Genomic DNA, 14,014 nt, shown 5'->3' on the forward strand with positions numbered 1-14,014 from the left:
AACCCTAAACGGAGGCCAACAGTGAAAACCCTCTGGCAACACTGCCACGTCGCAACCATGGCCCAGGGCGTCTATTCGATCATCGAGGACGCCGCCATCGTCACTTCCGGTGCGCTCGTTGAGTGGATCGGCCCGCGCCAGCAATTGCCGTCCGGCGAATACCCGGCGGTCAATGACCTGCAAGGCGCCTGGGTTACGCCCGGGCTGATCGACTGCCACACCCACACGGTGTTCGGCGGCAACCGCAGCGGTGAATTCGAAAAACGTCTGCAAGGTGTCAGCTATGCCGAGATCGCCGCGCAGGGCGGTGGTATCGCCAGCACCGTGCGTGCGACTCGCGACGCTACTGAAGACGAATTATTTGCCAGCGCCGCCAAGCGTCTGAAGAGCCTGATGCGCGACGGAGTGACCACGGTCGAAATGAAATCCGGTTACGGCCTCGATCTGACCAACGAACGCAAGATCCTGCGAGTGATTCGTCGTTTGCAGCAAGAACTGCCGATCAGCGTTCGCAGCACCTGCCTGGCCGCCCACGCATTGCCGCCGGAATACAAGGATCGCGCCGACGACTACATCGATCTGGTCTGCAATGAGATGCTCCCGGCGCTGGCCGCCGAGGGCCTGGTCGATGCGGTCGATGCCTTCTGCGAATACCTGGCGTTCTCGCCGGAGCAGGTCGAGCGCGTGTTCGTCGCCGCGCAAAAACTCGGTTTGCCGGTCAAGCTTCACGCCGAGCAACTCTCATCGCTGCACGGCTCCAGCCTCGCTGCTCGCTATAAGGCGCTCTCCGCCGATCACCTGGAGTTCATGGACGAAGCCGACGCCATCGCCATGGCCGAAGCCAACACCGTGGCCGTGCTGCTGCCGGGCGCGTTCTATTTCCTGCGCGAAACCCAGCTGCCGCCGATGGACGCCCTGCGCAAGCACAACGTGAAAATCGCGATTGCCAGCGACCTCAACCCCGGCACCTCACCGGCATTGTCGTTGCGCCTGATGCTGAACATGGCCTGTACCTGTTTCCGCATGACCCCGGAAGAGGCCCTCGCCGGCGCGACGATCCACGCGGCGCAGGCGCTGGGCATGGCTGCGACCCACGGTTCGCTGGAGGTCGGCAAGGTCGCCGATTTTGTCGCGTGGCACATCGATCGTCCGGCGGATCTGGCTTATTGGCTTGGCGGCGATCTGGACAAGCGCGTCGTGCGTCACGGCGTTGAATCAAATCTGTAGGAGAGCAGTTGTGGATAAGGTTCTGCATTTCAAACAAGGTCGCGTGCCGTTGCTGATCAGCATGCCGCATGCCGGGGTACGCCTGACGCCTGCGGTCGAGGCCGGCTTGATCCCGGCGGCGAAAAGTCTGCCGGATACCGATTGGCACATCCCCGAACTTTATGACTTCGCTGAAGCGCTTGGCGCCAGTACCCTGGCTGCGGAATATTCGCGATTCGTCATCGACCTCAACCGGCCATCCGATGACAAGCCGATGTACACCGGCGCCACCACCGGCCTGTATCCGGCGACGCTGTTCGATGGCATTCCATTGTTCCGTGAAGGGCTGGAGCCGCCGAAAGAGGAACGCGCGAGCTATCTGAAGCAGATCTGGACGCCGTATCACCGCAAGCTGCAAGAGGAGCTGGCACGGCTCAAGGCTGAATTCGGCTACGCGCTGCTGTTCGACGCGCACTCGATCCGCTCGGTCATCCCGCACCTGTTCGACGGCAAACTGCCGGACTTCAACCTCGGCACGTTCAATGGCGCCAGCTGCGATGCGCAACTGGCCGCGCAGCTGGAAGCGATCTGCGCACGGCATGGCAACTTCAGCCATGTGCTCAACGGTCGGTTCAAGGGCGGCCACATCACCCGCCACTACGGCAACCCGGCCGAACACATCCATGCGGTGCAGCTGGAACTGTGCCAGTCGACTTACATGGAAGAATTCGAACCCTTCCGCTACCGCGCTGATCTGGCGGAGCCGACGCGGGTGGTGCTCAAGGAGTTGCTTGAGGGCTATCTGGCCTGGGGCCAAAGCCATTATGCAAAATAAGGCCTGGCGCCTACCCCTGTAGGAGTGAGCCTGCTCGCGATAGCGTCGGTTCAGTCCCATTTCAGTGACTGGCACACCGTTATCGCGAGCAGGCTCACTCTACAGGGGACACGGCTGAAAAATTGCGAGTAACCTGGAGCATGCTCATTGACGTAAATCGGGTTTATGATGCCCAACGGCAGAATAATAGAAGTCCCCTCAGGGATGACCTCGACCCCTTACGGAGCGCGCAATGCAGACTTTGTTTCCGCAGATCAAACCCCACGCCCGGCACGATCTGGCTGTCGATGACACCCATACGCTGTACGTCGATGAAAGCGGCTCGCCGGAAGGTCTGCCGGTTGTGTTCATCCACGGTGGCCCCGGCGCCGGGTGCGACGCGCAGAGCCGCCGCTACTTCGATCCGAACCTGTATCGCATTGTCACCTTCGACCAGCGCGGCTGCGGACGCTCGACGCCTCACGCCAGCCTGGAAAACAACACCACCTGGGATCTGGTCGAAGACCTCGAGCGCATCCGCAAACACCTGGGCATCGACAAATGGGTGCTGTTCGGCGGCTCATGGGGCTCGACCCTGGCGCTGGCGTACGCGCAAACCCACCCGGAGCGCGTCCACGGTCTGATCCTGCGCGGGATCTTTCTCTGCCGCCCACAGGAAATCGAGTGGTTCTATCAGGCCGGCGCCAGCCGTCTGTTCCCCGATTACTGGCAGGATTACATCGCACCGATCCCGCTGGACGAGCGCGACGACTTGCTCAGCGCTTTCCACAAACGCCTCACCGGCAACGACCAGATCGCGCAGATGCACGCGGCCAAGGCGTGGTCGACCTGGGAAGGGCGCACCGCGACCCTGCGGCCCAATCCGCTGGTGGTCGATCGTTTCTCCGAGCCACAGCGCGCGCTGTCGATTGCGCGGATCGAATGCCATTACTTCACCAACAATGCTTTCCTGGAGCCGAACCAGCTGATCCGCGACATGGCCAGGATTGCGCATCTGCCGGGCGTGATCATTCACGGTCGCTACGACGTGATCTGCCCGCTCGACAATGCCTGGGAGCTTCATCAGGCCTGGCCGAACAGCGAACTGCAGGTGATCCGTGATGCCGGCCACGCGGCGTCCGAACCGGGCATCACCGATGCGCTGGTGCGCGCGGCGAGCAAGATGGCTCAGCGCCTGCTCGATCTGCCGCCTGAAGAAGCATGAAGGGGCTGTTACAGCGCGTGCGTGGGGCGCGAGTGGAGGTCGGCGGTGAAGTCGTCGGTGCAGTCGATCAAGGCTTGCTGGTGCTGGTCGCGGTAGAACCCGACGACACGCGTGTCAGCGCCGACAAACTTCTGCATAAGCTGCTTAACTATCGGGTATTCAGCGATGCCGAGGGCAAGATGAACCTGTCCTTGGCAGATGTCGACGGAGGGTTGCTGCTGGTCTCTCAGTTCACCCTCGCGGCTGACACCAAAAGCGGCTTGCGCCCGAGCTTTTCGAGCGCGGCGCCGCCGGCCCTTGGCGAGGAATTGTTCGATTATCTATTGAGCAACGCGAAACAGATGCATGGCACTGTGGCATCAGGTAGATTCGGCGCCGATATGCAGGTGCATCTGGTCAACGATGGCCCGGTTACATTTTTGTTACAGACCTGAAAACGCTTGAAACACCTTCTTTAGGAAATTTCGACTGTTTTTCGGGTGTTTTCGCGATAAATACTTTGTTACCCCTGATGCGTTGTCATGCGGGCTACTAGATAATCGCGCGCTACGGGGATCGGCGTTCGTTGGTCCGTTTTGACTTAGGTAGAGACTTGTCCGGATCCGATTGGGGAATCATTTTGCCCCAGCGGAGTCGGAACAATGCTCGCCAACTTGGCAAGGGTGCGCTGGAAGGTCGGTTTTTTATCGCCGAAATCCCCACAGGCACTTCATCTGGCCGTTGGTTTATTGATCTGTTTTCGGCGAGGGTTGCTCGTGATTGTTAGTCCCTGTAATGCAGCAAAAATGTCTGCCAAACGCATGCGAAGTGCCCTGGTAGCGGGTTCGGCGCTCCTGTGCCTGCTCAGCGCCGGTCAGCTTTGGGCGTTCAATCTTGACGATGTATCGGCCAAGGCCAAAGAGCTGGCCGGGCAGAAGTTCGAAGCCCCGCGCAGCAACCTGCCGAACGAGTTCCGCGATATGAAGTTCGCGGACTATCAGAAAATCCGCTTCCTCACCGAAAAGGCTGAGTGGGCCGATCAGAAGACCCCGTTCAAGCTGTCCTTCTATCACCAGGGTATGCACTTCGATACACCGGTGAAAATCAACGAAATCACGGCTAACACCGTCGAAGAGATCAAATACGATCCGACGCGCTTCGATTTCGGCGACCTGAAATTCGATCCGAAGGCCACCGAACAACTGGGTTATGCCGGTTTCCGTGTGCTGTACCCGATCAACAAGGCCGACAAGCAAGACGAAATCATGACCATGCTCGGCGCGAGTTACTTCCGCGTTGTCGGCAAGGGTCACACCTACGGCCTGTCGGCCCGTGGTCTGGCGATCGACACTGCGCTGCCGTCGGGTGAAGAATTCCCGCGTTTCCGCGAGTTCTGGATTCAACAGCCGAAGCCGGGCGACAAGCACCTGGTGATCTTTGCGCTGCTCGATTCGCCGCGCGCCACCGGTGCCTATCGCCTGATCCTGCGTCCGGGCAGCGACACCATTGTCGACGTCAAGGCGCAGATGTTCCTGCGTGACAAGGTCGGCAAACTGGGCATCGCGCCGCTGACCAGCATGTTCCTGTTCGGCGCCAACCAGCCGTCGAAAGTGCTCAACTACCGTCGTGAACTGCACGATTCCAGCGGTCTGTCGATCCATGCCGGCAATGGCGAGTGGATCTGGCGTCCGCTGAACAACCCGAAACACCTGGCCGTGAGCAACTTCAGCGTCGAGAACCCGCGTGGTTTCGGTCTGCTGCAACGTGGCCGCGACTTCAGCCACTACGAAGATCTCGACGACCGCTACGACAAGCGTCCAAGCGCCTGGATCGAGCCGAAGGGCGAGTGGGGCAAGGGTACCGTCGATCTGGTGGAAATTCCGACTGCCGATGAAACCAACGACAACATCGTTGCGTTCTGGAGCCCGGAAAAAATGCCGGAGCCGGGTCAGCCACTGGACTTCGCCTACCGCCTGCACTGGACCATGGATGAAGCCGCGCTGCACGCACCTGACAGTGCCTGGGTTGCACAAACCCTGCGTTCGACCGGTGACGTCAAGCAATCGAACCTGATCCGTCAGCCGGATGGCAGCGTTGCTTATCTGGTCGACTTCGAAGGTCCATCGCTGGCCGCTCTGGCCCCGGACGCCGATGTGCGCAGCCAGGTCAGTGTCGGCGACAACGCCGAACTGGTCGAAAACAGCGTGCGCTACAACCCGGAAACCAAGGGCTGGCGCTTGACCCTGCGGATGAAGATCAAGGATCCGAGCAAATCCACCGAGATGCGTGCCGCACTGGTTCAGCCTGTCGTGACGGCTGATCTGGCGAAATCGGTGCCAGCGTCCAACTCGTCCGTTGCCAAAGCCGACAAGGTTGCCGCCAAGCAGCAAGAGAAAATCGACAAGGAAGCCAAGGCTGCCGAGGCCAAACAGGCTGAAGCCAAGCCGGTAGAAGAGGCCAGGGACAAGGCCAATAAAGACGCCAAGCAGCCAGCCGCTGCGGACGCGGCCCCAGCCACACCGGAATCGGCACCGACTGAAGAAGTCCTGACCGAGACCTGGAGCTATCAGTTGCCTGCCGATGAGTAACTCTCAAGTACAGCCAGAGACTCTGTCCGAGTATCTGGCGCATCTGCCGATGACCGACGAGCAGCGCGCGGAACTCGCGGGCTGCCAGTCGTTCAGCGAGCTGCATCAACGCCTGTCGTCCTCGACGTTCGACGCGCCTGCCGAAGCCGCCCAGGCTTCGGTGGGCAAGCGCCTGACCCTGAGCACCGCCGAAGAGCTGGAAGAAGCGGAAATGCTGGTGCTCGACGCCAGCGGCCGGATCAGCATGAAAGCCACGCCGCCGATCCGCCGTACCAAGGTCGTGCCGGAGCCATGGCGCACCAATATCCTGGTGCGTGGCTGGCGCCGTCTGACCGGCCGCACCAACCCGCCGCAGCCGCCCAAGGACGAAAACGTCCTGCCGGCCGCGCGCTGGCGCACCGTCGGATCGATCCGTCGCTACATTCTGCTGTTGCTGATGCTCGGCCAGACCATCGTCGCCGGCTGGTACATGAAAGGCATCATGCCGTACCAGGGCTGGTCGTTCGTCGATCTCGAAGAAGTCCTGCACCAACCGTTGCTGCAGACCGCCACGCAAGTGCTGCCGTATGCGCTGCAAACCAGCATCCTGATTCTGTTCGGGATTCTGTTCTGCTGGGTCTCGGCCGGTTTCTGGACCGCGCTGATGGGCTTCCTCGAGTTGCTCACCGGTCACGATAAATACCGTATCTCCGGCAAAAGCGCCGGCAACGAGCCGATTGCCAAAGATGCGCGTACCGCACTGGTCATGCCGATCTGCAACGAAGACGTACCGCGCGTATTCGCCGGTCTGCGGGCGACGTTCGAATCGGTCGCCGCTACCGGTGATCTGGATCGCTTCGACTTCTTCGTCCTCAGCGACAGTAACGACACCGACATCTGCGTCGCCGAGCAACAGGCCTGGCTGGACGTCTGCCGCGAAGCCAAAGGCTTCGGCAAGATCTTCTACCGTCGCCGTCGCCGTCGTGTGAAACGCAAGAGCGGTAACCTCGACGACTTCTGCCGTCGTTGGGGCGGTGACTACAAGTACATGGTCGTGCTCGACGCTGACTCGGTGATGAGCGGCGAATGCCTGACCAGTCTGGTACGCCTGATGGAAGCCACGCCAGACGCCGGGATCATCCAGACCGCGCCGCGTGCGTCGGGCATGGACACCCTCTATGCGCGCATGCAGCAATTCGCTACTCGCGTATACGGCCCGCTGTTTACGGCCGGTTTGCACTTCTGGCAGTTGGGCGAATCGCACTACTGGGGTCACAACGCGATCATTCGCATGAAGCCGTTCATCGACCACTGCGCCCTGGCGCCGTTGCCGGGCAAAGGTGCGTTCTCCGGTGCGATCCTCTCTCACGACTTCGTTGAAGCCGCGTTGATGCGCCGTGCCGGTTGGGGCGTGTGGATTGCCTACGACCTGCCGGGCAGTTATGAAGAGCTGCCGCCGAACCTGCTCGACGAACTCAAGCGTGACCGTCGCTGGTGCCACGGCAACCTGATGAACTTCCGCCTGTTCCTCGTCAAGGGCATGCACCCGGTGCACCGTGCGGTGTTCCTCACCGGCGTGATGTCGTACCTGTCGGCGCCGTTGTGGTTCTTCTTCCTGGTGCTGTCGACCGCGCTGCTGGCGGTGAATACGCTGATGGAGCCGCAGTATTTCCTTGAACCGCGCCAGCTCTATCCGCTGTGGCCACAATGGCACCCGGACAAAGCCATCGCGCTGTTCTCGACCACGATCGTGCTGTTGTTCCTGCCGAAACTGCTGAGCATCATCCTGATCTGGGCCAAGGGCGCGAAAGAGTTCGGTGGCAAGTTCAAGGTGACCCTGTCGATGCTGCTGGAAATGCTGTTCTCCATGCTGCTGGCGCCGGTGCGGATGATTTTCCACACCCGTTTCGTCCTCGCCGCGTTCCTGGGCTGGGCCGCGACCTGGAATTCGCCACAGCGTGACGACGACTCGACGCCATGGAGCGAAGCGGTCAAGCGTCACGGCCCGCAGACCCTGCTGGGCTTCTGCTGGGCGCTGCTGGTGATCTGGCTGAACCCGAGCTTCCTCTGGTGGCTGGTGCCGATCGTTGGTTCGCTGATGCTGTCGATCCCGGTGTCGGTGATTTCCAGCCGTGTTGGCCTGGGCCTGAAGACCCGTGACGCGAGCCTGTTCCTCATTCCTGAGGAATACAATCCGCCACAGGCGCTGCTGGCGACCGACCAGTACACCCACGAGAACCGCTACCACGCCCTGAACGACGGCTTCGTCCGCGCAGTGGTCGATCCGCAGCAGAACGCCCTGGCGTGCTCGTTGGCGACCTCCCGCCACGGTCAGGCCGAGCCGATCGAATGGCTGCGTCAGGAGCGCGTGCGGCACGCAGTCAAGGTTGGCCCAGCGGAGCTGAGCAACCATGATCGCCTGCAACTGCTGAGCGACCCGGTGGCCTTGGCGCGTCTGCACGAGCAGGTCTGGGCTGAAGGCCTGACCGAGTGGCTGGACGCCTGGCGGGCCTCGGTGAAAGCCGACCCGCATGCACCGCTGCTGCCGTTGCGACCGGCGACGATGCAGGCGCAACTGGCCTGATGAAAAAACCCCGCTGAGTCAGCGGGGTTTTTTTATGCGTGTGATTCAAAAGCCCCTCACCCTAACCCTCTCCCAGAGGGAGAGGGGACTGACTGCAGGATGCTTGAGCGATGCGACGGTATCTATTGACGTCGCCGAATCCAGATGCGACGCGGTATCTGAGCCTGATGCATCGCGTAAAGACAACTTGGTCGGCTTACTCTCCCTCGGGAGAGGGGACTGACTGCGGGATGCTTGAGAGACACGACTGGTCTTATTGACATCGCCGAATCCAGATGCTGCGCGGTATCTGAGCCTGATGCATCGCGTAAGGACAACTTGGTCGGCTCCCTCTCCCTCGAGAGAGGGCTGGGGTGAGGCGCGGGTTTTCAGTCATCACACCGCCAATCGCTAGCAGGGCTAGCTCCCACAGGGGTTTTGTAGGGGGGCCGAGTATCGAGGTGCACCACCGAACCATTGTGGGAGCTGGCCTGCCAGCGATAGCCTCACCTCGGTCCCAATCGAACCCAGGCGATCAATCCCTCAAACCTTGAACCGGCCCACCAGCGTCTGCAAATGCGTCCCCAACCGCGCCAGCTCAACGCTCGATGCCGCTGTCTCTTCACTCGCCGCCGAAGTCTGATCGGACACATCGCGTACATTCAGCACGCTGCGGTTGATCTCTTCGGCCACGGCGCTCTGCTGTTCTGCCGCTGCGGCGATCTGCTGGTTCATCGCCTGAATCGCCGAGACGGTGCGGGTGATGCTTTCCAGTGAGCCGCCGGCGCGGCGGGTGAGTTCGACGCTGCTGTCGGTCAGGGTGCGGCTGTTGTCCATGATCGTTGCCACTTGCTGGGTGCCGTTTTGCAGGCCGACGATCAGTTCTTCAATCTCTTCAGTGGACTTCTGCGTGCGCTGGGCGAGGCTGCGCACTTCGTCAGCCACCACGGCGAATCCACGACCGGCCTCACCGGCACGGGCCGCTTCGATAGCCGCGTTGAGCGCCAGCAGGTTGGTTTGCTGGGCCACGGATTTGATCACGTCGAGGACGCTGCCGATCTTGTCGCTTTCGCGCTTGAGTTCGCCCATGGCCTCGGTGGAGTGGCTGACTTCAGCGGCCAAACGCTCAATCTGTGCAATGGCTTCACCGACCACCTTGTCGCCTTCGCGGGCCTGCTGGTCGGCCGCGACAGCGGCTTCCGAGGCTTCTTCGGCGTTGCGTGCGACTTCCTGCACGGTGGCAGCCATTTCGTTCATGGCGGTGGCGACCTGGTCGGTCTCGATCTTTTGATTGTTGACCCCGGCGCTGGTCTGCTCGGTCACTGCCGACAGCTCTTCGGCGGCGCTGGCGATCTGCGTGACGCCGTCGCTGATGCCACCGATCAATTCGCGCAGGCCTTGGGTCATGCTTTGCATTGAGCGCTGCAACTGGCCGAGTTCGTCGCGGCGCAGCGAGACCAGATTGTGGGTGAGATCACCCGCAGCAACGCGTTCGGCGACCTTCAGGGTCTGGTTCAGCGGAATGATGATCTGCCGGGTGATCGCCAGAGCGGCAATCAAACCGAAGATCAACGCCAGCGCAGTGGCGACCAGCAGCATGTTCTTGGCGTGTGCGGCATCGGTATCACGCACCACGGTTTGCGATTCGGTGAGCTTCTTGCTCACGGCGATCAGAATGTCGCCCTGGGCTGACATGGCCGTCAGCGCGGCGGCGTTTTTCACCTGCGAATCGCGGAACTGACTGACGGCGGCGCGGTAGGCCTTGAGCGAATCAGTGGCTTGCTGCAGGTTGGCAATGTGCTGTTCCGGCACGCGGCTTGGCAGGCTTTCGAGATTTTTCAGGGCGTTTTCAATCGCGGTCAGTGCCGGTTGCTCGGCATCGGCCTTGCCGCTGTAGGTGTAGCCGCGCACCTGATAGCGCGCTTGCTGCAACAGTTTGCTCAGCTCGATAACCGCGTTGTATTGCGCCACGCTGTCACCTTGCAACAGCGCCTTTTCGACTTCGCCGACCTTGGCCACGGCGTTGTCGGCATTCGCGCCCAGCTTGCTGCGGGCATCTTCACGCTGCACGGTGGCCTGGGTCATTTCGCCGAAGGCGCGCTTGTACTCGGCCACGGCGGCCAGTTGCTGGTCGACCATTGCCGCATCGGCGGGCTGTTCGATCATGCCGCGCGCTTCTCGAAGGCCGCTGTCCAGTTTGGCCAACAACTCATTGACCGCCCCCGGCCCTTGCTCGCCGCGGCGCATGTCGTACTCCAGGCGTGCCAGGCGCAAGTCCTTGGTCAGCTCATTGAGGCTGGAGATGAAACCGAGTTTATCGCCGCGGCTGATGATGCCGCTCATGCCGGTCCAGCCGGTGAACGTGATCAACAGCGTCAGTAACAGCACCAGGCCGAAGCCGATGCCCAGCTTGCGTTTGACGCTGACGTTCCCAAGACTTTCGGCTAACCAACGGTACATGCGACCACTCCCTTCGGACCACTAAATTGGACTTATGGGGACTGTATCGGCTGCATGATGGCAATCTGTAACACCATCTGTCTGGCACGTCGGCTCAGAACAGGCGGGCGAGCAACGCGGTGACGGCGGTTTCGACGCGCAGAATCCGTTCGCCGAGCTGCACCGGTTGCAGACCGGACTTGGCCAGCAGATCGATCTCGTAAGGGATCCAGCCGCCTTCCGGGCCGATCGCCAGGGTCACCGGTTCACTCAGCGCGCGAGGGCAGGGCGGGTAATTGCCCGGATGGCCGACCAGACCGAGGGTGCCGTCGCTGATCGCCGGCAGCCGATCTTCAACGAAAGGCTTGAAGCGCTTCTCGATGATGATCTCCGGCAGCACCGTATCGCGGGCCTGTTCGAGGCCGAGGATCAGCTGTTCACGAATCGCCTCGGGCTCCAGAAACGGCGTCTGCCAGAAGCTTTTCTCGACGCGGTAGCTGTTGACCAGAATCACCTTCGAGACGCCCATGGTCGCGACAGTCTGAAACACCCGGCGGAGCATTTTCGGCCGTGGCAGTGCCAGCACCAGGGTCAGCGGCAGTTTCGTCGGCGGCGGTTGATCGAGGCTGACGCGCAGCTCGGCTTCACCTGCGTCGAGGCGCAGCAGCTCTGCCGAACCCATCAAGCCATTGATGCGCCCGACGCGCAGGCTGTCACCGACTTGCGAGCGGTGGACTTCCTGCATATGGGTCAGGCGCCGATCACGCAGCACCACACGGTCGGCCGCGATGAAGTCGGCTTCTTCGAGCAGCAGCAGGTTCATGCCTGGGTCGCTGGCGGCTGGTCGTTGTGGTCGTCGGCCGGGCTGTCTTCCGGGCGTTCGCGCTTGCTGATCAGGCCGCCGAACAGAATGCCGATTTCGAACAGCATCCACATCGGCACGGCCAGCAGAGTCTGCGAGAAGATATCCGGCGGCGTCAGGATCATGCCGACCACGAAGCAGCCGATGATCACGTACGGGCGGATCTTTTTCAGGTAGGCAACATCGACCACGCCGATCCACACCAGCAGGACCACGGCCACCGGGATCTCGAAGGCAACGCCGAAGGCGAAGAACAGCGTCATGACGAAATCGAGGTAACTGGCGATGTCGGTCATCATTTCCACGCCGGCCGGGGTGGCAGCGGCGAAGAACTTGAAGATCAGCGGAAAGACGAAGTAATAGGCGAACGCCATGCCCGTGTAGAACAGCATAATGCTGGAGACCAGCAGCGGCACCGCGATGCGCTTCTCGTGCTTGTACAGGCCCGGCGCGATGAAGCCCCAGATCTGATGCAGGATCACCGGGATCGCCAGAAACAGCGAGACCATCATCGTCAGTTTCAGCGGCGTGAGGAACGGCGACGACACGTCGGTGGCGATCATCGTCGCGCCGACCGGCAAGTACTGGCGCAACGGCGTCGAGACGAAGGTGTAGATCTGCTGGGTGAAGGCGAACAGCCCGGCAAAAATAATGAAGATCGCCGCCACGCAACGCAGCAGGCGGGTGCGCAACTCGGTGAGGTGCGAAACCAGCGGCATGTGCTGGTCGTTTTCGGGGAGATCGCTCATGGGGCTCGCGGCGGCAGAGTAGGGTCGTGAGGCGCTGGTGCAGTCGGCGCGGCGTCTGGAGCTACGTGTTCAACCGACGTTGGCGCGACAGCAGGTACGGGTTCGGTTATCGCTACGGCAGGTGCAGGTGCAGGTGCAGGCGTCGGTGCAGGTGCAGGTGCAGGTGCAGCAGGCGCATGAATCGTCTGCTCGCCCACGTGCTCAACCGGGGTCGGCTCCTGCTGAACCGGGCTGAAAATCTTCCGCGCCTCCTGCTCCAGCGAGAGGATGTGCTCGTTGTGCAGTTGCCGACGGATCTCATCGGCACCGATTTCACGTTCAACTTCCTGTTTGATCGCGTTGAAGCTGCGCTTCAGCCGACCGACCCACAGGCCGGCGGTGCGCGCAGCGCCCGGCAGTCGCTCGGGGCCCAGCACCAGCAGGGCGACGAGGCCGACGAGCAGCAGTTCAGAGAAGCTGATACCAAACATTAGTCAGTGCTCACACGTCTTTGCGGATCGGCTCTTCGACTTTCTGCGCCTGCACGTCGATGGTGTGCGGCGGGTTGGCCTGCGCGGTGGTCTGCGGCGGCACCGGCGGCACCGGCTGCGCCGGCGGGGTCACGCTCGGTTCGGCCGGTTTTTCGTCGTCGTTCATGGCCTTGCGGAAGCCCTTGATCGACTCGCCAACGTCGGTGCCGAGGTTTTTCAGTTTCTTGGTGCCGAACACCAGCACCACGACAACCAGGATGACGATCCAGTGTTTCCAGTCAAAAATGCCCATGTTGCTGTTCCTCTCGAATAGTTGTTCAGGCGGACGGACGCGAGGCTTTCTCGACGTGTCCGGACAGGCCGAAGCGGCGATCCAGTTCATCCAGCACGGCCTGCGGATGCTGCCCCAGTTGGGCAAGCATGACCATGCTGTGGAACCACAGGTCGGCGGTCTCGTAGATGACATCGCTGCAGTCGCCGCTGATGGCGGCATCCTTGGCGGCGATAATGGTTTCGACCGACTCTTCGCCGACCTTCTCCAGAATCTTGTTCAGCCCCTTGTGGTACAGGCTGGCGACATACGAACTGTCGGCGGCTGCGCCTTTGCGCTCTTCGAGCACTTCGGCCAGACGGGTGAGTGTGTCACTCATGCTTGTGTCCTGCGGAGTAAATGGCGTGCGGGTCTTTCAGTACCGGGTCGACCGTTTTCCAGTCGCCGTTTTCGAAGACGCGGTAAAAGCAGCTTTGACGGCCGGTATGGCAAGCGATGTGGCCAATCTGTTCAACCATCAGGATGACCACGTCGGCATCACAGTCCAGACGCATCTCATGCAGGGTCTGCACATGGCCGGACTCTTCGCCCTTGCGCCACAGCTTGCCACGGGAACGTGACCAGTAGATTGCACGATTCTCCGCGGCGGTCAGTTCGAGCGCTTCGCGGTTCATCCAGGCCATCATCAGCACGCGTCCGGTCTTGTGATCCTGAGCGATCGCCGGCACCAGGCCGTCAGCGTCCCACTTGATCTCGTCCAGCCAGTTTTTCATCTTCAGTTCCTGAAAGCAGCTTCGAGTTGCAAGCTTCAAGCTGCAAGTAAAAGCAGGTTGCGGTGGACCTGTATCGTCAAGCTCAAGGCTTGCAGC

General features: G+C 61.4%; 13 protein-coding genes and 1 pseudogene. 6 read left to right on the forward strand and 8 right to left on the reverse strand.

Translation table 11 applies throughout. The features are described 5' to 3' along the window. The first annotated feature begins 21 nt into the window (after window positions 1-21). From hutI to mdoH, 6 genes are all read left to right on the forward strand, one after another. A complete protein-coding gene (gene hutI, locus ACYYKW_RS02850) occupies window positions 22-1,227 on the forward strand; it encodes an imidazolonepropionase (protein WP_464989364.1) in 1,206 nt (401 codons plus the stop codon). A 10-nt stretch (window positions 1,228-1,237) separates the two neighbouring features. Continuing rightward, window positions 1,238-2,041, forward strand: a complete 804-nt coding sequence (hutG, locus tag ACYYKW_RS02855) for an N-formylglutamate deformylase (RefSeq protein ID WP_464989365.1) — start codon at window positions 1,238-1,240, stop codon at window positions 2,039-2,041. Window positions 2,042-2,273: 232 nt separating this feature from the next. After that, a complete protein-coding gene (pip, locus tag ACYYKW_RS02860; protein ID WP_093105859.1) occupies window positions 2,274-3,245 on the forward strand; it encodes a prolyl aminopeptidase in 972 nt (323 codons plus the stop codon). Beyond that, window positions 3,242-3,679 (forward strand): D-aminoacyl-tRNA deacylase, encoded by a 438-nt coding sequence (dtd, locus tag ACYYKW_RS02865; protein ID WP_090280327.1) that lies wholly within the window; start codon window positions 3,242-3,244, stop codon window positions 3,677-3,679. Before pip ends, dtd begins: the two co-directional genes overlap by 4 nt. A 351-nt stretch (window positions 3,680-4,030) precedes the next feature. Continuing rightward, window positions 4,031-5,812 (forward strand): glucan biosynthesis protein G, encoded by a 1,782-nt coding sequence (locus tag ACYYKW_RS02870; protein WP_167359878.1) that lies wholly within the window; start codon window positions 4,031-4,033, stop codon window positions 5,810-5,812. Then, a complete protein-coding gene (mdoH, locus tag ACYYKW_RS02875; protein WP_203420393.1) occupies window positions 5,805-8,375 on the forward strand; it encodes a glucans biosynthesis glucosyltransferase MdoH in 2,571 nt (856 codons plus the stop codon). Before ACYYKW_RS02870 ends, mdoH begins: the two co-directional genes overlap by 8 nt. Window positions 8,376-8,897: 522 nt before the next feature. On the opposite strand, the gene ACYYKW_RS02880 is transcribed toward mdoH, so the two are convergent. The 8 genes and pseudogenes from ACYYKW_RS02880 to hisI all read right to left on the reverse strand — a co-directional run bounded on the left by ACYYKW_RS02880 (window position 8,898) and on the right by hisI (window position 13,918). Beyond that, window positions 8,898-9,770 (reverse strand): methyl-accepting chemotaxis protein, encoded by an 873-nt coding sequence (locus ACYYKW_RS02880; RefSeq protein WP_408003574.1) that lies wholly within the window; start codon window positions 9,768-9,770, stop codon window positions 8,898-8,900. Then, window positions 9,753-10,814 (reverse strand): annotated as a pseudogene (locus ACYYKW_RS02885) (methyl-accepting chemotaxis protein); the annotation flags it as partial. The pseudogene ACYYKW_RS02885 and the gene ACYYKW_RS02880, both read right to left, overlap by 18 nt. 94 nt (window positions 10,815-10,908) lie before the next feature. Continuing rightward, on the reverse strand, window positions 10,909-11,616 hold the full coding sequence (locus ACYYKW_RS02890) for a 16S rRNA (uracil(1498)-N(3))-methyltransferase (protein WP_093105843.1): 708 nt from the start codon (window positions 11,614-11,616) through the stop codon (window positions 10,909-10,911). Then, complete coding sequence (tatC, locus tag ACYYKW_RS02895; RefSeq protein WP_093105840.1) at window positions 11,613-12,404, reverse strand: twin-arginine translocase subunit TatC; 792 nt, start codon at window positions 12,402-12,404, stop codon at window positions 11,613-11,615. Before tatC ends, ACYYKW_RS02890 begins: the two co-directional genes overlap by 4 nt. Beyond that, window positions 12,401-12,874 carry a Sec-independent protein translocase protein TatB gene (gene tatB / locus ACYYKW_RS02900; RefSeq protein ID WP_464989366.1) on the reverse strand — a complete coding sequence of 158 codons (474 nt, stop codon included), beginning with the start codon at window positions 12,872-12,874 and terminating at the stop codon, window positions 12,401-12,403. Before tatB ends, tatC begins: the two co-directional genes overlap by 4 nt. Window positions 12,875-12,884: 10 nt before the next feature. Beyond that, window positions 12,885-13,166 (reverse strand): twin-arginine translocase TatA/TatE family subunit, encoded by a 282-nt coding sequence (locus ACYYKW_RS02905; RefSeq protein ID WP_464989367.1) that lies wholly within the window; start codon window positions 13,164-13,166, stop codon window positions 12,885-12,887. 25 nt (window positions 13,167-13,191) lie between these two features. Next, window positions 13,192-13,524 (reverse strand): phosphoribosyl-ATP diphosphatase, encoded by a 333-nt coding sequence (locus ACYYKW_RS02910; protein WP_007909355.1) that lies wholly within the window; start codon window positions 13,522-13,524, stop codon window positions 13,192-13,194. Then, window positions 13,517-13,918: a phosphoribosyl-AMP cyclohydrolase gene (gene hisI, locus ACYYKW_RS02915; RefSeq protein WP_464989368.1), complete on the reverse strand. Its 402-nt coding sequence runs from the start codon at window positions 13,916-13,918 to the stop codon at window positions 13,517-13,519. Before hisI ends, ACYYKW_RS02910 begins: the two co-directional genes overlap by 8 nt. Window positions 13,919-14,014: the final 96 nt, after the last annotated feature.

It is taken from the genome of Pseudomonas sp. 15C (assembly GCF_055484735.1).